Origin of the sequence: Streptomyces sp. NPDC004539 (assembly GCF_040610055.1) — a bacterium.
Taxonomy (GTDB): Bacteria; Actinomycetota; Actinomycetes; order Streptomycetales; family Streptomycetaceae; genus Streptomyces.
In genome coordinates, this window is the sequence record NZ_JBEXLS010000014.1 from 26,837 (window position 1) to 50,424 (window position 23,588).

General features: G+C 72.8%; 12 protein-coding genes. 10 read left to right on the forward strand and 2 right to left on the reverse strand.

The window, feature by feature from the left end; translation table 11 throughout:
- The first annotated feature begins 45 nt into the window (after positions 1 to 45).
- From ABZX85_RS27140 to ABZX85_RS27155, 4 genes are all read left to right on the forward strand, one after another.
- Positions 46 to 1,140, forward strand: coding sequence for a LuxR C-terminal-related transcriptional regulator (locus ABZX85_RS27140; protein WP_355873657.1), 1,095 nt, complete (start codon positions 46 to 48; stop codon positions 1,138 to 1,140).
- Positions 1,141 to 1,302: 162 nt separating this feature from the next.
- Positions 1,303 to 3,387: an FAD-dependent oxidoreductase gene (locus ABZX85_RS27145; protein ID WP_355873660.1), complete on the forward strand. Its 2,085-nt coding sequence runs from the start codon at positions 1,303 to 1,305 to the stop codon at positions 3,385 to 3,387.
- The gene (locus tag ABZX85_RS27150) at positions 3,384 to 4,265 is read left to right on the forward strand and encodes a fumarylacetoacetate hydrolase family protein (RefSeq protein WP_355873663.1); all 882 of its coding nucleotides are present in this window, start codon (positions 3,384 to 3,386) and stop codon (positions 4,263 to 4,265) included. The genes ABZX85_RS27145 and ABZX85_RS27150 overlap by 4 nt, the downstream gene beginning before the upstream one ends.
- Positions 4,266 to 4,292: 27 nt before the next feature.
- Positions 4,293 to 6,617 (forward strand): pyruvate dehydrogenase, encoded by a 2,325-nt coding sequence (locus ABZX85_RS27155; protein ID WP_355873665.1) that lies wholly within the window; start codon positions 4,293 to 4,295, stop codon positions 6,615 to 6,617.
- A gap of 24 nt (positions 6,618 to 6,641) precedes the next feature.
- Here ABZX85_RS27155 and ABZX85_RS27160 read toward each other — a convergent pair whose 3' ends face one another.
- Positions 6,642 to 7,601 carry a PDR/VanB family oxidoreductase gene (locus ABZX85_RS27160; protein ID WP_355874148.1) on the reverse strand — a complete coding sequence of 320 codons (960 nt, stop codon included), beginning with the start codon at positions 7,599 to 7,601 and terminating at the stop codon, positions 6,642 to 6,644.
- 451 nt (positions 7,602 to 8,052) lie between these two features.
- On the opposite strand from ABZX85_RS27160, the gene ABZX85_RS27165 reads away from it, so the two are divergent.
- The 4 genes from ABZX85_RS27165 to ABZX85_RS27180 all read left to right on the forward strand — a co-directional run bounded on the left by ABZX85_RS27165 (position 8,053) and on the right by ABZX85_RS27180 (position 13,963).
- On the forward strand, positions 8,053 to 9,795 hold the full coding sequence (locus ABZX85_RS27165; protein WP_355873668.1) for a tryptophan 7-halogenase: 1,743 nt from the start codon (positions 8,053 to 8,055) through the stop codon (positions 9,793 to 9,795).
- A 237-nt stretch (positions 9,796 to 10,032) separates the two neighbouring features.
- The gene (locus tag ABZX85_RS27170) at positions 10,033 to 11,340 is read left to right on the forward strand and encodes a cation:proton antiporter (RefSeq protein ID WP_355873671.1); all 1,308 of its coding nucleotides are present in this window, start codon (positions 10,033 to 10,035) and stop codon (positions 11,338 to 11,340) included.
- 94 nt (positions 11,341 to 11,434) lie between these two features.
- Entirely contained in the window at positions 11,435 to 12,778 is a 1,344-nt protein-coding gene (locus ABZX85_RS27175; protein ID WP_355873674.1) for an MFS transporter, read from the forward strand.
- 120 nt (positions 12,779 to 12,898) lie between these two features.
- Positions 12,899 to 13,963 carry a histidinol-phosphate transaminase gene (locus tag ABZX85_RS27180; protein WP_355873677.1) on the forward strand — a complete coding sequence of 355 codons (1,065 nt, stop codon included), beginning with the start codon at positions 12,899 to 12,901 and terminating at the stop codon, positions 13,961 to 13,963.
- A gap of 244 nt (positions 13,964 to 14,207) precedes the next feature.
- Here ABZX85_RS27180 and ABZX85_RS27185 read toward each other — a convergent pair whose 3' ends face one another.
- On the reverse strand, positions 14,208 to 14,867 hold the full coding sequence (locus tag ABZX85_RS27185) for an O-methyltransferase (RefSeq protein ID WP_355873679.1): 660 nt from the start codon (positions 14,865 to 14,867) through the stop codon (positions 14,208 to 14,210).
- Positions 14,868 to 15,034: 167 nt separating this feature from the next.
- On the opposite strand from ABZX85_RS27185, the gene ABZX85_RS27190 reads away from it, so the two are divergent.
- Together ABZX85_RS27190 and ABZX85_RS27195 are read left to right on the forward strand one after the other, a co-directional pair.
- Positions 15,035 to 15,841: a methyltransferase gene (locus tag ABZX85_RS27190; protein ID WP_355873682.1), complete on the forward strand. Its 807-nt coding sequence runs from the start codon at positions 15,035 to 15,037 to the stop codon at positions 15,839 to 15,841.
- 55 nt (positions 15,842 to 15,896) lie between these two features.
- On the forward strand, positions 15,897 to 23,156 hold the full coding sequence (locus tag ABZX85_RS27195; RefSeq protein ID WP_355873685.1) for a type I polyketide synthase: 7,260 nt from the start codon (positions 15,897 to 15,899) through the stop codon (positions 23,154 to 23,156).
- Positions 23,157 to 23,588 lie beyond the last annotated feature (432 nt).

The window sequence follows — 23,588 nt, forward strand, 5'->3', positions numbered from 1 at the left end:
CGTGCGGTGGACGGCTGGTCCGGCGGACAGGTGGGAGGAGGCTCCGTGGCGGTTCAGCTTCTCGCCAGGCTCGCGGAGATCATCGCGCGCGGCGACGAGGACGCCTTGTGGTCGACGGCGGAGGCCGTGCGCTCGGCCGAGCAGGCCGACCGGGTCTCCCTCGCCTCGTTCAGCGACGGGCGTTTCGTCATCGTCGCCCACGCCGGCCGCGGACTGCTGGGCAAGGACGCGACCCTGCTGCTGGCGACCTCGACGCACTTCGCCACCGCCGCCGCGGGCCGCACCTACCTGACCGACGACTTCGCCCGGCAGCCCGGCTTCACCAGACCGGTGGACCAGCTCGTGCTCGACAGCGGCTTCCGGTCCGGCTGTTCGCTGCCCCTGTGGGTGGGCGACACCCCCGTCGGCGCCCTGTCGGTGTCCTGCGCCGACGCCCGGGTCCCGGCCGCCGAGCGGATTCCCCGGCTGGAGGGGGTCGCGGCGATGCTCGCGGCGCACCTCACGGGCGCGCCCCGCCGCAGGACCGGCCGCGTGCTCGTGTGCAGCGAACGGGCCCTGCTCGCCCACGGCGTCGCCCGGCTGCTGGAGGCCGACGGCATCGCCACCCGGGTCGCGACCTCGGGGGACGAGACCGCGACGCTGCTCGCCGGGGAGGGCGACGTGTCCCTCGTCATCAGCGACCCCTACTTCGCCGGGGAGCCCGCCGACCGGCTGATGCGCCGGGTGCGCCGCACGTACCCGGCGGCCCAACTGGCCGTGCTGTCCGAGTACCGCGACCGCGAGGTGAGGGCCCAGGCGGCGGCGATGGGCGGCTTCCTCCTCGGCGAACGGCCGCAGGAGGTCCGTACCCAGGTGCGCGACCTCCTCGCGGGCCGCCGGCCGCCGTCCGACCCGTCGCTGCCACCCGGTCCCGCCGCCACGGTCCGTCTGACGGGGCGGGAGACGGACGTCCTGTCGGCCCTCGACCGGGGCCTGTCCGTCCGGCCGACCGCGCACGCCCTCGGGCTCACCGACGCGACGGTCAAGGGGTACCTGCGCGGCCTGTTCACGAAACTCGACGTGCACTCACGCACCGAGGCCCTGCACCGGGCACGCGTACTGGGCCTCCTGGCCGCCACGACCACCCGGGCGGACGGCTAGCACACGCCCCGCCCGCGATCCACCCGTCCGAAAGGACGGGGCCCTGAGCGTTCGTCGGGGTCTGCGCGCGCTCCGCCGTCGCCACCAGCATGGGTCTGCCCCCGGCAGGCCGCGCGGTGTCGCGGCCGGCCGGCACTCGACGGACACGACGAGGTGTACCCGATGCCGAACGACCTGCCCGCCACCGGCCCCGCGCTCGACGAGATCCTCGACGGCGGCCGTGAGCGCTACCCGAAGCTGTTCGGGGCCTGGCGCCTGCGCAACACCCCCGTCCGCAACCGGGTCGTCTTCCCGCCGACATGCGCGACCTGGGTGACCGACGGACTCAACGGCGTGTTCACGGACATGGCGGTGGACTACTACGCCGAGCGCGCCAAGGGCGGCGTCGGCCTGATCCTGATGGGCGCCACCCACGTGCACCCCTCCTCCCTGGCCGCCCCCCTCGCGGTGGGCCAGCTGTTCGACGACCGCAACATCGAACCCCTGAGCCGCATCGCCGAGGCGGTCCACTCCCACGGCGCGAAGATCGGCATCCAGCTGTGGCACTCGGGGGTGCGCGGCCACCCGTTCCCGAAGATGGAACCGGGCTACGACCCCGACGCCACCTGGCACACGGTCGGCCCGAGCCAGGTGCCGCTCGGCGAGGGCACCGGCGGCGTCACGCCCAAGGAACTCACCGACGCCGAGATCGAGGAGATCCTCGACGCCTACGCCTCGGCCGCGTCCCGAGCCGTCACGGCCGGCCTGGACGGCGTCGAGTTCCACCTGAGCCACGGCTACCTCGCCTGGCAGTTCCTCTCCCCGCTCTACAACAAGCGCACCGACCGCTGGGGCGGCTCCTACGAGAACCGCCTCCGGTTCCCCGTCGAGGCGATGCGCCGCATCCGCGAGGCCATCGGCGACGAACCCTTCCTCGGCTACCGAGTCAACTCGACGTCGTTCTGGCCGAACGACCTGGAGACCGAGCAGGTCACCGGCATCGTCGCCGACCTGGAGGCACGCCTGGACATCGACTACGTCAGCGTCTCGGCGGGAGTGCACCACGCGTTCATCCACACCCCCATGCACTTCGAGGCCGGGTGGGAGCACGAGTACGCGAAGGCCGTGAAGGACGTCAGCTCCAAACCGGTGTTCATGGTCGGCCGGTTCACCACCCCCGAGCAGGCGGAGGCCGCCCTGGACACGGGGGACGCGGACGCGATCCTGCTGGCCCGGCAGATGTTCGCCGACCCGGAGTGGGCGGTGAAGGCCGCGTCCGGACACGCCGAGGACATCCGCCGGTGCGTGGCGGCGAACCACTGCTGGCGCAGCGTCATCCGGGGTGCGCGGGTGCAGTGCGTCTACAACCCGACCATCGGACGGGAGGGTCGCTGGGGCGCGGGCACCCTGATCCCGGTCCGCGGACCGAAGCGGATCGTCGTCGTGGGCGCGGGTCCGGCCGGCCTGGAGTACGCGCGGATCGCCGCCGCGCGCGGGCACGACGTCACGGTCCTGGAGGCCGAGGAGCACGTCGGCGGGCACGCGCACCTCCAGTCGCTGCTGCCCGGCCGCGAGGAGTACCGGCGCATCGGCACCTGGCTCGCCGACCAGGCCCGCCGCAACGGCGCGAAGATCTCCCTGTCCTCGCCGGTGCGGCCGGACGGCGTCGACGCCCTCCTCGACTCCCTCGCCCCCGACCACGTCGTGATCGCCACCGGCTCCCGTGTCCGCGCGGACGGCTTCCAGGGCTGGACCGGGGAACCGCTGCCCGGCTGGGAGAGCGGACGGTGCGTCGGCTGGGACGACGTCGTCACCGGCCGGGTCCGGCCCCGGGGAGACGTCCTCGTCGTCGACGACACCAGCGACCTCGTGGCGCCCCTGGTCGCCTGCCGGCTCCAGGAGTCCGGCGCCCGCGCCACCGTCGTCACCCGCTGGCCGATGCTCGGCATCGAGAACCTCGACGACGTCTACTTCGAGTGGCTCATGCCGCGCGTCTACGAGTCCGGGACGCGCGTGATCGTCGACCACTTCGTGGAGCGCATCGAGGGGGCGCGGACCGTCCTGCACAACGTGCACCGCAAGAGCGCCGAGCAGACCGTCGGGTCCGACTGGATCGTCATGGTCACCGCCCGCACCTCGGTCGACGACCTGAACGTGGTACTCGCCGAGCGGGGCGTGAGCGTCGAGACCATCGGCGACGCGGTCGCGCCCCGCTCCACCTACGAAGCGGTCTACGAGGGCCACCGGGCAGCGCGGAGGATCATATGAGGACGGCGAGCGTCCTGATCGACGGCATCCGGTACGCGGCGGTCGTCGAGGGCGACACGGTGCACGTCGACACCCGGCCGGGCGGACTGGACGCGGTCCTGGCCGCCGACGGCGTGCTCCGGCCGGACACCCGGGCCGCCCTGTCCGAGGTGACGTTCGACGCCCCCCTGCGGCCCCCGGTCGTCTTCTGCGTCGGCCAGAACTACGCCGACCACCTGGCCGAGAAGGAGCAGATCCACCGGCCGGAGCCGGAGTTCTTCCTCAAGGCCGGCCAGACCGTCGCCGCGCCCGGCGAACCCGCCCCGCTGGACCCGCTGGTGACGGCGAAACTCGACTACGAGACCGAACTGGGCATCGTCATCGGCCGGGCCGGCCGGGCGATCCCGGAGAACCGCGCGTACGACCACGTCTACGGCTACGTCGCCCTCAACGACCTCACCGCGCGCGACCGGCAGGTCGTGGTGCACCCCGACGGCAGCCGGAGCATGGCACTGGGCCCCGGGAAGAACTTCGACGGGTCGACGCGGATGGGCCGCGAGGTCGTCACCGCCGACGAGATCGGCGACCCCGAGGACCTCCTCCTGGTCACGGCCGTGGACGGCGAGATCCGGCAGCGCAACACGACCCGGCATCTGATCTCCTCGATCCCCGAGATCATCGCCTTCGTCTCCCGGATGCTCACCCTCCGGCCGGGCGCGGTGATCGCCACCGGCACGCCCGGCGGCACCGGCTGGGGAGCCGACCCCGAACTCGGCGGCACCGGCGCCACCCCGCCCGGACTCGCCGCCCCGAGCTATCTGCGCGTGGGCCAGCGCGTCGAGGGAAGCATCGGCCCGCTGCTCGGATACGCGTTCACGGTCACGGCCCCCGGCCGCTGACCCCGGGTTCTGGAGAAAGCAGTGGTCATGAGCGGTCCCGCGACGAACTTGCCGGACCTCGCGGCGGAGTACGAGGCGCTGCGCGAGGTGGAGAACCGGGTGCTGTGGCTGTCCACGGCGATCGTCCACCACGCGAACCGGGTACGGCCCAACCCGTCCGGGCTCAAGGTCGGCGGCCACCAGGCGTCGTCCGCGTCGATGGTCTCCGTCATGACGGCGCTCTGGTTCCGGCACCTGCGCGCGCAGGACCGGGTGTCCGTCAAACCGCACGCCTCGCCGGCCCTGCACGCGATCAACCACCTGCTGGGCCGGCTGGACGCCTCCTACCTGCCGAGGCTGCGGGAGTTCGGCGGCCTCCAGAGCTATCCGAGCCGCACCAAGGACCCCGATCCGGCGGACTACTCCACCGGCTCGGTCGGCATCGGCGCGACCGCCCCGATCTGGGGAGCCCTCTCCCGGCGGTACGTCGACTCCCGCACCGGCCGCGCGGGCAGGGGGCGGCAGTACTCGCTGGTGGGGGACGCGGAGCTGGACGAGGGCGCGGTGTGGGAGGCGGTGCTCGACCCGGCGGTCGCGGAGCTGGGGGAGGTCGTGTGGATCGTCGACCTGAACCGCCAGTCGCTGGACCGGGTGGTGCCGGACATCGCCGCCGACAAGCTGCGGGGGATGTTCACGGCCGCCGGCTGGCAGGTCGTCACGCTCAAGTACGGGCGGCTGCTGGAGGAGCTGTTCACCCGCCCGGGAGGCGGCGAACTGCGGCGGCGGCTCGACGGCATGACGAACCCGGAGTACCAGCGGCTGCTGCGCTGCGACGGCCCGGAGCTGCGGCGCCGGCTGCCCGGCACGGGCCCGGACGCCGGCCGGATCGCCGCCCTGCTGGCCGGCCTGGACGACGCCGCTCTCGTCGGGGCGGCGGCCAATCTCGGCGGGCACGATCTCGGCGCGCTGGACCGGGCGTTCGCGTCCATCGACGACACCCGTCCGACCGTCGTCCTCGCCTACACCGTGAAGGGGCACGGGCTGGCGACGCGGGGGCATCCGCAGAACCACTCGGCGCTGCTGACCGAGGATCAGCTGCGCGAGCTGGCCGGGCGGACCGGGGCCGACCCGGACGACCCCTGGCGGGCCCTCCCCGAGGGCAGCCCCGCCCAGCTCCTGTGCGCGCGGACCGCGCGCCGCCTCCAGCGGCCGGACGTGGCGCTCAGGCCGCCGCCCGAGCTGCCCGCCGACTTCGGGCGCACCCCGTCAGGGTCGGCGACCACCCAGTCGGCGCTGGGCCGGCTGCTGCTCGACCTGACCCGGGAGGCGCCCGAGGCGGCGCGGCGCGTCGTGACGGTCAGCCCCGACGTCAGCTCCACCACGAACCTCGGCGGCTGGGTCAACAAGGTCGGGGTGTGGTCCCCGGCCGAACGCCGGGACTGGTTCGCGGACGACGCGCAGACCGTCCTGCACTGGCGCGAGAAGCCGACCGGACAGCACATCGAACTCGGTATCGCCGAGGTCAACCTGGTCGGCCTGCTCGGCGAGCTGGGCGCCACGTGGAGCAGATGGGGGGAGCCGCTGCTGCCGATCGGCGTGCTCTACGACCCGTTCGTCGAACGGGCGCTGGAGCCGTGGTCGTACGGCGTCTACGCGGGCGGGCAGTCCCTCCTGGTCGGTACCCCGTCCGGGGTGTCCCTGGCGCCGGAGGGCGGCGCGCACCAGTCCGTCAAGACGCCGTCCATCGGCCTGGAACAGCCCGGGTGCACGGCCTACGAGCCGGCGTTCGCGCTCGACGCCGAGTGGACGCTGCTGGCCGGACTCGCCCGCCTCGGCAGACCCGACGGCGGCTCCGTCTACCTGCGGCTGTCCACCAGGCCGGTCGACCAGTCCCTGGCCGCGGTGCCCGCCGACCCCGCGGCGCGGGAGCACAGGCGCAGGCAGGTCGTGGCCGGCGCCTATCCGCTGCGGCGGCGCGCGGGCGCCCGGGTGACGATCGCGGCGATGGGCGCCGTGGTGCCCGAGGCGCTCACGGCGGCCGACCGGCTGACGGCGGCCGGCACGACCGCCGACGTCGTCTGCGTGACCAGCCCGGATCTGCTGTACCGGGCGGTGCGCGCCCGGCAGGGACACGAACGGGCCGACTCCTGGATACTCGACCAGGTCCTTCCCCCGGACCGGGCCACGCCGCTGGTGACCGTGCTGGACGGGCATCCGCACACGCTGGCCTTCCTCGCCACGGTCAACCGGGTGCCGACCTCCGCCCTCGGGGTGACACGGTTCGGGCAGTCCGGGTCGATCGAGGACGTGTACCGCCACCACGGACTCGACGCCGACAGCATCGTCGGCGCCGCCCTGGACCTCACCGGGTGACGGCGTCGTGCGGCGCGGGCCGCCTCACAAGTCGAGCACGAGCCGTTTCGTGCGGGAGCGCGACACACAGGGGAGCATGACGTCGCCCGCCGCGCGCTCCTCCTCGGTCAGCACCGAGTCCCGGTGCTCCGGCTCCCCTTCCAGGACGGTCGTCTCGCAGGTGCCGCAGGTGCCTTCCTGGCAGGAGGAGTACACCGGGGCCCCGGCCTTCTCCAGGACGTGGAGGAGCGAGCGGTCCTCGGGCACGGTGAGGACGCCTCCCGTCCGGGCGAGTTCCACCTCGAAGGCGGTGTTCCGCGCCGTCCCGGCGGCCGTCCTGGGGGTGAAGCGTTCGACGTGGAGAGACCCCGCGGGCCAGGAGGCGGACCGCTGTTCCACCGCGTCCAGCAGCGGCTCCGGGCCGCAGCAGTACACCGCGACGCCGTCGCGCGGCCCCGCCAGTACCGCGTCCAGGGGGATGTGCCCGCACTCCTCCTGCGGGTAGAGGTCCACCCGCGCCGGATACGCCTCCGCCAACTGCCGGGCGAAGGCCATGCCGGCGCGGGTACGGCCGCCGTAGACGAGCCGCCAGTCGGCGCCGCGGTGCTGCGCGGCGGCGATCATCGGGAAGATCGGCGTGATGCCTATCCCTCCGGCGATGAACAGGTAGCCGGCGGCGTCGACCAGCGGGAAGTGGTTGCGCGGGCCGCGGACGCGGACCCGGTCGCCCTCCCCGAGCTCGTCGTGGACGTGCCGGGAGCCGCCGCGGCCGGACTCCTCGCGCAGCACCGCCACCTGGAGCGCCGAGGTGTCGGCCGGGTCGCCGCACAGGGAGTACTGGCGGACGAGGTCCGGGGAGAGGACGACGTCGAGATGGGCGCCGGGCTCCCAGGCGGGCAGGGGGCTCCCCCCGGGGTGGGCGAGGGTGAGGCGGACGACTCCGTCGGCGAGATCCTCCTTGCGCCGCAGGACGAGATCGAGTTCGGCCTCGGCGCGCGCGGACATATCAGCGATCATGTCTCAGTCTTCCAGGTCGGTGAGGGCACGGAGGACGTTGCGGTGTGACGGACAGCCGGAATTGCTCTCGCTTCCAGAGTGCCCTTTCCCGTCCGCGCTCCGCCTGCTTACGTGCCGCACTGTGGCACGACGGGATGACATGTAAGCGTTCCGGATCATTTCCTGGTGCCGCCCGGTAGCAAGTTCTCCCTCCAGAAATGAAAGGAGATCTGATGCGGTACGAGGTGTCCGACTTCCCTGGAAATTCACGCACGGACAGGGTGACCGGAATGACGGACAAGAAGTCCCGGAATGCCCCTCGCGTATTGTCCGCCCGCTCCGAGGCGTAGTCATTCAGCCGGCCCCGCAGCCCCTGAGCCGCAGGGACGACGCATCCCATCCGATCGACACCCGCTGGGCCCCCTCGGGCAGCAGGAACCGAAGGAGCAGGAGGACTCGAATGAGCGTGACGCACACCGTGGACCGGCAGCCCGACGTGTACGACGTGGTGATCATGGGGGGCGGCAAGGCCGGCCTCACCCTGGCGATCCAGGTGAAGCAGGCCCGCCCCGACACCAGCATCCTGGTGGTCGAGCGGGAGAAGCACCCCGTGCCCGAGGCCGCGCACAAGGTGGGTGAGTCGACGGTCGAGATCGGCGGTCGCTACCTGCGCAACGTGCTGGGCTTCGAGGAGCACATGGAGCACGACCAGCTCAAGAAGTTCGGCATCCGCATGTTCTTCAGCGACGAGACCAACGACGACATCGCGAAGCGGCCGGAGATCGGGCACTCGGCCTTCCCGCCCCACAAGGTCATCAGCTACCAGATCGACCGCGGGCGGCTGGAGAACGCGCTGGGGGAGAAGGCGAAGGAGCTCGGCGTAACGTTTCTTTCCGGCTGGAAGACGGAGGAGCTGGAGCTTCGGCCGGACCAGGAGCCCCATCGGCTGCACCTCGTCGGTGAGGACGGCGCCGAACGCCGGGTCGAGGCCCGGTGGGTGACCGACGCCTCGGGCCGGTCGTCGGTCATCAAGCGCCAGCTCGGGCTGGCCCGGACGGTGGGGCACCGCGCCAACGCGGTCTGGTTCCGGATCGGGCACCCCATCGACATCGACAAGTGGTCGGACAGCGCCGACTGGCACGGCCGGATCGAGAAGGACGTCCCGTACAGCGACCGCGAGCTGTCCACCAACCACCTGATGGGGCCGGGCTACTGGGTCTGGCTGATCCGGCTGGCCTCGGACGCGATCAGCATCGGCATCGTCACCGACGCGGACATGCATCCGATCTCCACCATGAACCGCTTCGACAAGGCCATGGAGTGGCTGCGCGCGAACGAGCCGGAATGCGCCCGCGTGGTCGAGGAGCACCGCGACGAGCTCCAGGACTTCCGTACGCTGCGCAACTACTCCTACGGCTGTGAGCAGGTCATGTCCGGCAGCGGCCGGTGGGCCATGACCGGTGAGGCGGGGGTCTTCCTCGACCCGCTGTACTCGCCGGGCCTGGACATGATCGCCATCAGCAACGGCCTCATCACCGATCTCGTCACCCGTTTCCTGGACGGGGAGGACGTCGAGGAGAGGGCGGCGAACCACAACCGCACGGTCCTCAAGGTGTTCAAGGACTGGCTGAACCTCTTCGAGAACCAGTACCCGCTGATGGGCAACACCCGGGTCATGATGACGAAGATCATCTGGGACACGACCCGCTACTGGGCGGGCCCCGGCTGGCTCTACTTCCACGACGTGTTCCGCCGGCTGGCCGAGTTCCCGCGGCTGGAGGCCGATCTGGCCCGCTTCCACGAGACCACCAAGCTGGCCCAGGACTTCCTGCGGGACTGGCACGGCGTCGACGGGTCGAGCGAGACGGACAAGTTCGTCCGCTACTACGACCTCAACTTCATGCGCAGGCTGCACGTCGGCATGACCGAGAACAACGAGGACGGCGAGCTGGAGGAGAAGTTCGCCGCCAACGTGCGCTTCATGCAGCAGCTGACGGGCCAGCTGGTCAGCACGGTCATGGAGGAGTGCAGGGCCAAGCCGGCCGACGAGGCCGTACAGCAGCAGCTCAAGCTCTGGGAGAGCGACGCGGCGCTGATGAACCTGGTCAAGGTCTACGAGGAGGACTCCCCGGAGAACCCGGTCATCGATCTCTGGATCACCCTCAGGAAGCGTGCCGAGCAGCCCGCGCAGCTCGCCGGCTGAGACGTCTCGCGCGGAGCCCGCCCGCGGCCGGACCCGGCCGGGCTCCGCGCGAGAGACGTTCCTCGTCGCACCCGCGCCTCGTCGGCACGGGCGAAACGATTCGGTGATTCCGCGGTGCCGCCACCGCGACGCTGCCACCGCGAAGACGGCCCCGAGTCACCTCCGCCGTGACCACCGATGTGCCTTCTCAACCGCGCCTTCTCAATCGCGTCTTCTCAATGGGGAGAGCTGATCACCTTGGACCACTTCTCGATCGCCGCCGGTGCCGGAGACGCCCTGACCGGCGACGTGCTCGCGGGACTCGCCGTGATCCTCGCCGCGGCCTACCTCTTCGCCCGGCTGGCCAGGCGCGTCCGGCAGCCCACGGTGATGGGAGAGATCGTCGCCGGTCTCGCCCTCGGACCGAGCCTGCTGGGCCTCCTGCCGGGAGACCCCGTCGGAGCGCTGTTCCCGGCGGACGCGCGGCCGGTCCTCCAGGCGCTCGCACAGCTCGGCCTGGTCCTGTTCATGTTCGGCATCGGCTACGAACTGGACTTCGCCCGCCTCAAGGGCACCGGACGCCGGGTCACCCTGGTCTCGCTCAGCTCCGTGGCGCTGCCGTTCGCGCTGGGGGCGGGGCTCTGCGTCCTCCTGTTCCCCTGGTACGACGAATCGCAGCTCAGCACCGACGGGGTGCTCGCCCCGGCGCTCTTCCTCGGGGCGGCGATGTCGATCACCGCGTTCCCGGTGCTGGCCCGGATCATCGCCGAGGGCGGCATGCAGCGCACCCGCATCGGCTCCATGGCGCTCGCCTGCGCCGCCATCCAGGACGTCCTCGCCTGGTGCGTGCTGGCCGTGATCGTGGTCATCGCCACCGCGAGCGGACTGTGGCCGCTGGCGCGGATGCTGATGGAGTCGGGCCTCTTCCTGGTCGTCCTGCTGTACGCCGTGCGCCCCGGGCTCCGCTGGCTGATGGCTCCGGGGCGGCCCTGGGCGGGCAGCAGCTCCCTCATCCACACCGTCCTCGTCACCGGACTGCTGACGTCCGCCTGGGCGACCAACGAGATCGGACTGCACGCGGTCTTCGGTGCCTTCGCCTTCGGCGCCGCCGTGCCGCGCGGCCTCATCGAGGCGCAGGCCCCGCAGGTCACCGAGCGCATCGAGCAGACCAGCCTCTTCCTGCTGCCGGTCTTCTTCACCGTGACAGGGCTGTCGGTGGACCTCGGCGGGCTCGGCGGACACGGGGTGATCATGACCCTCGCCGTCGTCGTCGTGGCGTGCGCGGGGAAGTTCGTCGGCGCCGCCGGCTCCGCACGCCTGACCGGTGCCTCGAAGGCCGAGTCGATGACGCTCGGCGTCCTGCTCAACGCCCGGGGACTCACCGAACTGGTCATCCTGAACGTGGGGCTGGGGCTCGGAGTGATCGACGGCCGCATGTTCAGCGCCATGGTCGTCATGGCGCTGGTCACCACGTTCATGACAGGGCCGCTGCTGCAACGCCTCCGCCCCCAGGAGGAGCCCAGGCCGGTGCCGGTTCCCACGAAGAGCATGGAAGAAGGCGTCTGACGGCGAGGGCCGGCGCCGCGTACGGCCGTCGGCCCCCGCACCCGTGTCCTGGACCACCGAGCCCCTCGGGGCCCGACCGGAAGCGAGCCGCTCCATGACCGAGACCGCCGGGAACGCCCCGTTCACCGAAGTCTCCCCGGGGGCCGCCGCCCCGGCCCGTAAGTCCACCGCCTCCCGGGTCGCCACGGCAAGCCTCGTGGGCACGGTGATCGAGTACTACGACTTCGCCGTGTACGGCACGGCCGCGGCCCTCGTCCTCGGACCGGCGTTCTTCCCGTCCGGCAACGCCACCCTGTCGACGCTCGCGGCCTTCCTCACCGTCGCCGCGGCGTTCGTCGCCCGCCCGGTCGGCGTGGTGCTGTTCGGCGGCATCGGGGACCGGCTGGGCCGCAAACGCGCCCTGTTCCTCTCCCTGCTCCTGATGGGCGTGTCGACGGTCGGCGTCGGCCTGCTGCCCACCTACGAGACCGCCGGGATCGCCGCCCCCGTGCTCCTGGTCGTCCTGCGCCTGCTGCAAGGCGTCAGCATGGGCGGCGAGTGGGGCGGAGCCGTGCTGCTCGCCGCCGAGCACGCGCCTCCCGGCCGGCGCGGACTGTACGCGTCGGTGCCCCAGGCCGGTCCGCCGCTCGGGTTCCTGCTGTCCAGCGCGGTGATCCTGCCGACGCTGGCTCTCGTGGGCAAGGACGGCTTCGCCGACTGGGCCTGGCGCATCCCGTTCCTGCTGAGCACCGGTCTGATCGTGGTGGGCCTGTGGGTGCGCTCCCGGATCTCCGAGTCGCCGGTCTTCGAGGAGCGGACCCGGGCCGCCACCGCGCACGAGGCGCCCCGCTTTCCGCTGGGCGCCCTGGTCAAGGCGTACCCCGGCCGGCTGCTGCTGGGCATGGGCGCTGCGCTCGGCGGCGCCGCGGTGTACTACCTGGCGACCGTCTACTCCCTCTCCTACGGTCCGGCGGAACTGGGCATTCCGCAGTCGACGATGCTGGCGGCGGCGAGTGTCGCCGCGGTCGCCGACGTCGCGCTGACGGTGCCGGTGGCGATGCTGGCCGACCGGGTCGGCAGACGGCCGGTGATGCTCGCCGGCGCGGCGGGGTCGGCTCTGTGGGCGCTGCCGATGTTCGGGGCGTTGCAGACGCGTGACGGGGTGCTGATCGCGGGGGCGTTCACCGTGGGCCTGGCGCTGATGGTGCTGATGTTCGCGCCGCTGGCGGCCTTCCTGCCCGAGCTGTTCCCGGCCCGGATGCGGTACACCGGCGCCTCCGCGACCTTCATCCTCGGGCTCACCCTCGGCGGCGGGTTCACGCCGCTCGTCGCGACCTGGCTGACCTCGCACTGGCAGTCGCCGCTCGTCCTCGGCCTCTACTCCGGTCTGCTGTGCCTGGTCAGCCTCGGCTGCCTGCTGGCACTGCCCGAGACCCGCGACAAGGACTTCAGCGCCTGACGCCCCCTCACGCGCACGTGCTGCTCCGTGGCACGGGCGAGTGACGCATGAAACTTCAAGGATGTCTGCTTGCAGCAGTCTCGCAACACAATCTCCAACCCCCGGACGGCAGGAGACCTGATGCGTACCAGGACACCGAATCCCCACGTTGTCACCGACGGTTCCCCCCTCGCCCCGCTCCTGCTCCACCGGAGCGAGAACCCCTGGGGCGCGAGCCCCAAGGCGGTGGAGGCGGCACGGGCCGAGCTGCTGCGCGTGCACCGCTACCCCGACCCCCGGCACACCGCGCTGATCGACGCCCTCACCGCCCACTACCAGGTCCCCCCGGGCAGGGTGGCCGTCGGCAACGGCCTGGACGAGCTCATCATGATGCTCGCCATCGCGCTGCGCGGCATCGGCCGGGCGGTGGTCAACGAGGCCACCTACCAGGGGTACCCGAAGAGCCTGGAGGCCGTGGGCCTGCGTGTCGTACAGATCCCCCTCGAACACCACCGCGTGGGCACCGAGGCGCTCGTCGAGGAGATGAACCGGGGCGCGGCCCTCGTCTTCGTCTGCAATCCGCACAACCCCACCGGGTCCGTGCTGGACGCCGGCGAGGTGACGAGCCTGTGCGAGACCGCCCGCGCCACCGGATCGCACCTCGTCTTCGACGAGGCGTACGCGGAGTTCGCCGACGAGTCCTTCACCTCGGCGCTGCCGTGGGCACGGCAGAACGGCTGCGTCAGCGTGCTGCGGACCTTCTCCAAGGCGTACGGCCTCGCCTCCCTGCGCGTCGGCGCGCTGATCGGCGGGGCCGAGACCGTCTCCCGCATCGAGACCGTGCAGGACGCCATGCCGTACCACGTGAACAGGCTGGCGCAGGCGGCGGCCCGCGCGGCGCTGGAGGACCAGGCGTTCCTGGAGCAGACGAGGGTCTACACCGCCACGGCGCGCATGACCCTGTGCTGCGGCCTGGACCGGCTCGGCATCCGCTATCTGCCCTCGCAGACCAACTTCGTCACGGCGCACCTGCCCGGGCGGGTCGCCGAGGTGACCCGCCAGCTGCTCGCCGAGGGCATCCATGTGCGGGACGCCTCGGACATGGGCATGCCCGGCTGGATGCGGATCTCCGTCGGCACCCCCTCCGACGTCCTCATCCTCATGAACCGCCTCGAAACGGCCCTCGCCGCCTGCGCGGTCCCGTAGACCGCCGATGGGCACGCGCCGCGCGCTCGACAGCGATGTGGCCGGCCTCCGCCGTCGTCGGACGGCGGAGACCGGCCTTTCGGACGGACACCGGTCGGCAGAGCGGACCGTACGGCGGTGTCGTGGACACCGGGGCGGCGTCCACGAGTTCCGGCGTCCGGGCCGGACGGGACCGTCCCTCCACCTCATGCCTCAAGTGCCCGGAGAGCCCCTGTGCGGTGGCTCTCCGGGCACACGGCCGCTTCTACTTGACGCGGGCCAGGTTCACGCCGTCGCCGATCGGGATGAGCACCTGCTCCACCCGGTCGTCGGCGCTGACACGGGCGTTGTACGCGCGGATGCCCTGCACGTTCGTGGCGTTCTCGTCGGGGTCGACCACCTGTCCGTGGTGGAGGGTGTTGTCGGCGAGGATCAGCGCACCGGGCCGCATCCTCGGCACCAGCTCCTCCCAGTAGTCGACGTAGTCCTCCTTCTCGGCGTCGACGAAGGCGAGGTCGAACTGCGGCTCCGCCGGCAGCGCGCGCAGCGTGTCGAGGGCCGGACCGAGTTTCAGCGTGATCGTGTCGTCCAGCCCGGCACGCTTCCAGTACCGCTCGGCGACGGAGGTCCACTCCTCGCTGATGTCGCACGCGAGCAGCGTGCCGCCGGGCCGCAGACCCCGGGCCAGGCAGATGGCCGAGTAGCCCGTGAAGCTGCCGATCTCGATGACCTGTTTCGCGCCGGAGATCTGGGCGATCAGGGTCATGAACGTCCCCTGCTCGGGGCCGATCTGCATGAAATTGTCGTCGGGGAAAAGCTTCTCGGTCTCGGCCGCGAGGTCGAGAAGGACCTGGTCCGGCGCGCTGCTGTTCGCCGCCACATATTCCTGGAGCTTCGGGATGAGAGCTTCCGTTGTCCGCGTCATATCTCCGAGCCTCAGGGATGACCGCGTATACGGAAATACCATGTGCCGTCCTGTGGCACACGGCCTTCTCGAACCACTTCCTTACACGTTGTGATGTCAGTACCGGGCGTGACCCGCAGCTCGATTTTCAAACCCACCGGCCGACGTGTGCGAAATACGGGTGAATTGTGAAGTCTGAATATCTGCTGCCGAATGAATCTCCCGAGACACAGGCACGGTTCACCGGCTTCGAGGCCGTCTACGACGGATGGACGAAGGCCCAGCTCGCGGACGTGGGGGTGAGCGAGGGCTGGAAGTGCCTGGAAGTGGGCGGCGGCAGCGGCTCGATCGCCCGCTGGCTCGCCCGGCGCGTGGGACCGGACGGCGAGGTGGTGGTCACCGACCTCGACATCCGCTTCCTGAAAGGCATCGAGAGCGGCAATCTGCGCGTCCGCCGGCACGACGTCGTCTCCGACGAACTGGAGGCCGACACCTTCGACCTGATCCACGCCCGGCTCGTGCTCAACCACCTGCGTGAGCGGGAGCAGGTGATCGCCAAACTGGTGCGGGCGCTGCGCCCCGGCGGCTGGCTGCTGCTGGAGGACTGCGACATGGAGTACACCGCGGTCCTCGGCAGCCCCGCCCCGGACACGGCGACGCTGGTCGACAAGGTGCTGCGGGCCGGGACGGAGGCCCTGCGCAAGGGCGGCTTCGACCCCGACTGGGGGAGGCGCCAGTACGCGGCGCTGCGGGATGCCGGGCTGGCCGGCGTCGCAGCCGCGGGCTACGTCGTCGGCTGCGGCGCCGACTCGGCCGGCACGGAGCTGTGGCGGGCCTCCTACCGGCTCCTCAGGGACCAGATGACCGACACGGGTGTGATCACGGACGAGGAACTGGACGCGTGGTTCACGGCGACCACCGACCCCGCCTACATGGTGTCCTCCCCGATGATGATCTCCACCCGGGGCATGCGCCCCCTCCCTCGCGCGGCGTGATGAGCAGCTGAAGCCCGAGATCCCGGCCATGGCCACGTCGAGAGAAGAGGCAAAGATGTCCGCGCCCCACCGCGCCGAACTGATCCGCCCGCTGCACGAACTGCTGCGCACCCACGCCGAGTCGCGCGGAACCAAGGTCGCGTACTCCGACGAGCGGCGGGCCGTGACCCACGCGGAACTGGAGCGGCGCACGGCACGCCTCGGCGGCAACCTCGTCGCACTCGGCCTGCCCCGGGGCGCGCGGGTGGCGATCCTGCTGGGCAACCGCGTGGAGATGGTGGAGAGCTACCTCGGCATCCACCGCGCCGGCTGCGTCGGCGTGCCCGTCAACCCGCACTCCTCCGACGCGGAACTGCGCCACCTGTTCGCCGACAGCGACGCGCAGGCGGTGATCACCGACACCGAGCACGCCGAACAGGCCCGCGCGGCCCTCCCGCCCGGCCTGCGGCTCCTCGTGGTCGTGGGCGACCACCCGCACGAGGCGTCGTACGAGGACCTGGCCACGCGCGAGCCCGCCGTCCCGGCCCGTGACGACCTCGGTCTCGACGAACCCGCCTACCTGCTCTACACCTCCGGGACCACGGGCCGCCCCAAGGGCGTGCTGGTCGCGCTGCGCGCCGTGCTGTGGAACGCCGCGACCTGCTACGTCCCGATCATCGGACTGTCGCCGCAGGACACGCTGCTGTGGCCGCTGCCGCTGTTCCACGCCTTCGCCTACAACCTGTGCGTGATGGGTGTCACCGCGGCCGGTGCCTCGGTGCATCTGGTCGCGGGCTTCTCCCCGGCCGAGGTGCTCCAGGAACTGCGCTCCCGGCCCTACACCTTCCTGGTCGGCGTGCCGACGGTCTACCACAACCTGGTGCAGGCCGCCGAGGCCGAAGGGCTCACCCTGTCGACGCTGCGCGTGTGCTTCATCGCGGGCGCGGTCACCTCGGCGGAGTTCGCCGAACGGTTCGAGGCCGCCTTCGGCATCCAGCTCACCGACAACTACGGCTGCTCCGAGATGAGCGGGCCGATCGCCACCATGCGGCCCGGCGGGGAACGGGTGCCCGGCTCCTGCGGACTGCCGCTGCCGGGACTGGACCTGCGCGTCGTCGACCCGCGGACCGGCGACGAGGTGCCGACCGGGGAGGTCGGCGAGATCTGGGTCAGCGGCCCGAACGTGATGCTGGGCTACCACAACCAGCCGGAGGCCACCGCCGCCGTGCTCCGCGACGGCTGGTACCGCACCGGCGACCTCGCCCGCCGCAACGACGCCGGCTACCTCTGGATCACCGGCCGCTCCAACGACGTGATCATCCGGGGCGGGGAGAACGTCCACCCCAGCGAGATCGAGGCCGTGCTCGCCCAGGTACCCGGCGTCCGGGACGCGGCGGTGACGGGAGCGGCGGACACCGAACTCGGCGAGGTCCCGGTGGCGGTGGTGGTGCCCGGCCCCGACGGCGTGGACTGCGCCGAGCTGTTCGCCCGGTGCCGCCGGGAACTCGCCTACTTCAAGGTACCGGTGGAGATCCGCACCGTGTCCGCCCTGCCGAGGACGGCCACGGGCAAGGTCGCCCGTGAGCCGCTGGCCCAGCTCCCCGGCCGGCTGCTCGCGGTCGCGGGCCCCCACCACGGCCTGCGTCTCGCCGGAGCCGACGGCGAGACGCAGGCCGCACTCGCGGGCGGTGAACTGCCCGCGGCCAGTCCGGTCGCCGGCCGCGACGTCGTCCTGACGGGAGACACCGGAGAACTCGCCGACCTGATCGCCCACCACCTCGTGGCCGGTCACGAGGCCCGGCGGGCGGATGCGGACGCCCCGGAGGACGGCGTCACGATCACCGTCACCGGCTCCACCGTGACGATCGCGGCCGACGGCGCCGCCCTCACCACGCTGGTCCTGGAAGAAGGGCTGTCCCCCCACCGCATCCGCAACGCCGTGGACGTCGCGCTCAGCCGGCCGGGCGACACACTGGCCGCGACCACGCGAACGGCACAGCCCACCGCGTCGGAGCGACTGCCCGCCAGGGCCGACCTGTCCGGGCTCACCGGAGCCGACCTCGGCCGCAGGCTCCTCGACCTCGTCTCGGCCGAGGTCGCCGAGGTGATCGGCGACACCGCCGCCGTCGAACCGGACCGGGCACTGCGCGAGTACGGGCTCACCTCGATGGGAGCCGTCCGGCTGCGCGACCGGATCGCCGCCGTCACGGGGCTGAGCCTGCCCACGACGCTCGCCTTCGACCAGCCCTCGGTGCGGGCGCTCGCCGGGTACGTGCAACGCCGGCTCACCGACGCACCCGAGCCCGAGCCCGATCCCGGGGAACGGACCACGGCCGCCGGCCCGGCCTCCGCTACCGACGATCCCGTCGTGCTCGTGGGCATCGGCTGCCGCTACCCCGGCGGAGTCACGTCCCCCGACGAACTGTGGCGGCTGGTGGCCGACGGGGTCGACGCCGCCTCCGAGTTCCCCGCCGACCGGGGCTGGGACCTCGACCGGCTGTTCGCCCCCGACCCCGACCGCAGCGGCACCTCCCACACCCGGTGGGGCGGCTTCCTCAAGGACGCGGCCGACTTCGACCCGGAGTTCTTCGGGATATCGCCGCGCGAGGCGCTGGCGACGGACCCCCAGCACCGGCTGCTCCTGGAGACCTCCTGGGAAGCCCTGGAACACGCGGGCATCGACCCGACGTCCCTGCGCGGCAAGCGCGTCGGGATCTACGCCGGGATGCTGGACCAGGACTACGTCACCGACAGCGACCGGGTGCCGCGCGAAGTGGAGGGCTACGTCGGCACGGCCACCGCCGGGAGCGTCGCCTCCGGCCGGGTCGCCTACGTACTGGGGCTGCGCGGTCCCGCGCTCACCATCGACACCGGCTGCTCCTCCTCCCTGGTCGCCATCGACCTCGCGGTGCAGTCGATCCGCCGGGGCGAGTCCGAACTCGCGCTCGCTGGCGGTGTCACCGTCATGGCGACACCGCAGCGGTTCGTCGAGTTCAGCAGGCAGCGCGGACTCGCCCCGGACGGGCGCTGCAAGGCGTTCGCCGCCGCGGCCGACGGCACCGGCTGGGCCGAGGGCGCCGGGATGGTCGTACTGGAACGCCTCTCCAGCGCCCGCCGCGCCGGGCACCCGGTGCTGGCCGTGATCCGGGGCTCCGCGGTGAACCAGGACGGCGCGTCCAACGGCCTGACGGCGCCGAGCGGCACAGCGCAGCAGCAGGTGATCCGGCTCGCCCTGCGGGACGCCGGCCTCACCGCGTCCGACGTGGACGTGGTCGAGGCCCACGGCACCGGCACCCGGCTCGGCGACCCGATCGAGGCCGGCGCTGTGCTGGCCGCCTACGGGCAGGGCCGCGACACCCCGCTCTGGCTGGGCTCGCTGAAGTCGAACATCGGGCACACCCAGGCCGCCGCCGGGGTCGGCGGCGTCATCAAGGTCGTCCAGGCCATGCGGCACCGCACCCTGCCGAAGACCCTGCACGTCGACGAGCCGTCCCCGCACGTCGACTGGGCGGCGGGGGACGTCCGGCTGCTCACCGAGAGCAGGCCGTGGCCCGACCACGACCGGCCGCCGCGCGCCGCCGTCTCCTCCTTCGGGATCAGCGGCACCAACGCGCACCTGATCCTGGAGGCGCCACCGCTCCACCCCGCACCGGCGCCCGCCGCCGAACCGCCCGTCGTCGCCTGGACGCTGTCCGGCAAGACCCCCGAGCGGCTGCGGGACTGGGCGGGCCGGCTGCTCGCCGTGGCCGGGGACGAAGCACCGGTGGACCTCGCCCACTCGCTAGCGGTCTCCCGCGCCGGCTTCGCCCACCGCGCCGTCGTCGTCGGCGGCGACCGCGAGGAACTCCTCGCCGGGGTACGGGCCGTCGCCGAGGGGAAACCCGCGCGCAACGTCGTCACCGGGGAGGCCGACACGGACGGGAAGACGCTGTTCGTCTTCCCGGGACACGGCACGCAGTGGGCGGGCATGGCCGCCGGGCTGATGGACGAGCCGGTGTTCGCCGAATCGGTCCGCGCCTGCGAACGGGCACTCGCACCCCACGTGGACTGGTCGCTCACCGAAGTACTGGCCGGCGACGCCGAACGCCTCGAACGGGTGGACGTCGTCCAGCCCGCGCTGTTCGCGGTGACCGTGTCGCTGGCTGCGCTGTGGCGCTCCCGGGGCGTCGAACCGGACGCCGTGCTCGGCCACTCCGTGGGCGAGGTCGCCGCCGCGTACGTCGCGGGCGCGCTGACCCTCGACGAGGCCGCCCGCGTCGTCGCGATACGCGGCCAGGTCATCGCCGAACTCGGCGACGGCACCGGCATGGTGTCGGTGACCGCGCCGCGCGCCCACCTGGACTGGCTGCTGGAGCGCTGGCCCGACCGCCTCTGGGTCGCCGGGCTGAACGGCCCGTCCTCCACCACGGTCGCCGGTGACGACCTGGCGCTCAAGGGGCTGCTCACCGAGGCCGTCCTCGACGGCCTCCACGCCCGCCGCGTCCGCATCGGGTACGCCTCGCACAGCCCCCTGATGGAGGCGCTCCAGGACAGGCTGGTCACCAGGCTGGGCGAGGTCCGCAGCACCGCGCCCTCGGTGCCGATGTACTCCACCGTGGACCTCGACTGGGTGGACGGCTCCACGCTGACCGGCGCGTATTGGTACCGCAACCTCCGGCAGCCCGTGCTGTTCCAGCCGGCCGTCGAGCACCTCGTCGGCCAGGGCTTCCGGGTCTTCGTCGAGTCCAGCGCGCACCCGGTGCTGACCTCCGGCATCGAGCAGACACTGGAGGAGAGCGGCACCACCGGAGCCGTCACCGGCACCCTGCGCCGGGACGACGGCGGCCTCGCCCGGTTCCTGATGTCCGCCGCCCTGCTGCACACGCGCGGGACGGACGGCGTGCGCCTCGGCACCGGCTCCGGGCGGCCGGTGCCCCTGCCGACCACCCCGTTCCGGCGGCGCCGGTTCTGGCTCACGGCGGCCCCCTCGCCCACGACGCGTCCGGGCCACCCGCTCCTCGGCCCGCTGGTCGAGTCCGCCGGCAGCGGGGAGTACGTCGCCACCAGCCGGGTCTCCCCGGCCGAGCAGCCATGGCTGGCCGACCACGCGGTCGACGGGACCCGCATCCTGCCCGGCACCGCGCTGCTCGACCTCGCGCTGCGCGCCGCGCACGGCGCCGGCGGCACCGGAGTCGGTGAGCTGGTCATCGAGGCGCCCCTGGTGCTGCCCCGGCAGGGCGCGGTGGACCTCCAGGTCGTGGCCGATCCCAAGCTGCGCACGGTGCAGGTGTTCAGCAGGCCGCAGCAGCCCGGCAGCCCGTGGCGCAGGCACGCGCGGGGCACGATGGACGACCCGCACGCGGAGCCGTTCGCCGGGGAGGCGGTCCCGGCGGACGCCGAGGAGATCGAGGTCGACTACGCCTCGCCGGCCGAGCGCGGCTACGAGTTCGGTCCGGCGTTCAGGGCCGTGCACAGGCTGTGGCGGCGGGGCGAGGAACTCTTCGCCGAACTGCGGCTGCCCGAGGAGGCACCCGGCGGGTTCACCGGCACCGGACTGCACCCCGTGCTCGTCGACGCCGCCCTGCACACCCGCGTCCTGGCCGAACCGCAGCCGGACGGCCACGTCGCGCTGCCGTTCGCGTGGCACGACGTGTGGACCGGCGACGGCCACGCCACCCACGCGTACGCCCACGTCACCCCCGTCGGCCGGGACGAGTCCGCCGTGACCGTCACCACCGGCGAGGGCGAACCGCTCTTCCGGGCGATCCTCGCGACCCGCGAGGTGGCGCTGAGCGACCTGGCCGGCGCGGTGCCGACGGACGCGGTGTACCGGACGCGGTGGACCGAACTCCCCGGCCCGACAGGGGCGCCCGCACCGAAATGGGCGCTGCTGGGCACCGACCACCTCGGAGTGACGGCCGACCTGGTCGATCCGGCCGACGCCGAGGCGGTGATCTGCACCCCGGCGCCCGAGGACGTCAGGGCGGCGACGCTGGACACCCTGGCGCACCTCCAGCACTGGCTGGCGGCCACCCGCCCGGCCGACGTCCCGCTCGTCGTGCTCACCCGCAGCGACGACCTGGCGCACGCCGCCGCGCGTGGCCTGGTGAGGTCGGCGCAGTCCGAGCACCCCGGACGGTTCGTGCAGGTCGAGACGGACGACGATCCGCGTTCCGCCGCACGGCTGGCCGACGCGGTGGCCGCCGGGCAGCCGTACGTCCGGATCAGCGCGGGCCGGCTCCAGACACCGGAACTGGCGCGTACCACCCCGACGCGGCACGCCCGGCCGTCCCTCGCCGACGGCACCGTACTGATCACCGGCGGCACGGGCACGCTCGGGTCGCTCCTCGCACGGCACCTGGTGACCGGGTACGGCGTCCGCAGCCTCCTGCTCACCAGCCGCAGCGGCGCGCGGAACGCCGGCCCGCTCGTCACGGAGCTGCAAGAGCTGGGCGCGGAAGTCGCCGTCGCCGCCTGCGACGTCGCCGACCGGGACGACCTCGCCGCCGCCCTCGCCCTGGTGCCCGCCGCGTACCCGCTGGTCGCGGTCGTGCACGCGGCCGGGGTGCTCGCGGACGGCGTGGTGACGGGGCTGACCGCCGACCAGGTGGACGAAGTGCTGCGCCCCAAGGCCGACGGCGCGCTGAACCTCCACGAACTGACCCAGGACACAGAGCTGGCCGCCTTCGTCATGTACTCCTCGGTCGCCGGGGTGTTCGGCAGCGCGGGGCAGGGGAACTACGCCGCCGCCAACGCCTTCCTGGACGCCCTCGCCGAGCGCCGCAAGGCCGCCGGGCTGCCCGCGAAGTCCCTGGTGTGGAGCGGCTGGGAGGAGACCTCCGCCATGACCGAGGTGCTGCGCGAGCCCGGCCGGTCCGGCGCCTCCGCCGACGGCACCCTGCCCCTGCCCACCGACTTCGCGCTCGCCCTGTTCGACGAGGCGCTGCGGCAGGAGGACGCGGCACTCACCCTCGCCAGGTTCGACTTCGCCAGGCTCCGCACCCGTGGGGCGCCCGCGCTGCTGCGCGGTCTGGTGCCCGCCACGCCGGCCGCCGCCACCCCTGTCGTGCGCCTGCGCGACCTGGACCCCGCCGAGCGGGCCGAACGGCTGCTGACGGAGGTCCGCGCCGCCGCCGCCGAACTGCTCGGCCACGAGGACGCCGACGCGCTGTCCCCGGACCGCAGCCTGATCGAGTCCGGCCTCGACTCCCTGACCGCGATCGAACTGCGCAACCGGCTGAGCACACTCACCGGGCTGCGCCTGCCCGCCACGTTCGTGTTCGACCACCCTGTCCCCCGGGACCAGGCCGAGTACCTCCACCGGGCGCTCGACACCCCGGTGCGGGAGAACGCCTGAGGAGGCCACGGCGAACCGGGCCACCCGGGCGTCCCGGGGAGCCCGGTGATCCCCCCCCCGGACATGGTCGAGGCGGCGACGCCCTCTCCCGGGACGGGGCGGCGACGCCCTCTCCTGGGACGCCTTCTCCCGCGATGTCCTCGCCCACGGCGGGTCCGGTCGGACCCCGGGTTATGGCGACCGGCGTGGCGGGAGGGCCCGGCCGGGGGAGGGGTGCCGCCGTCTTCAGCCGTTCGGGCCGCACCCGGCCGCCTCGCATCGGGCGCGCACGCCGTGTCCGAGGCGGCGGAGGACGAACCGCCCGGGACGCCGGCCACGGCGCGGCTCGTCGGCGGTGAGGCCGGCCCCGTGTTCGTCCGGCGGCGGGGAGCGGCGGCTCTCGTCCGAGGGCGCGCCGCCACCGAAACGTTTCGGCGCCTTCCGCGGAACCAG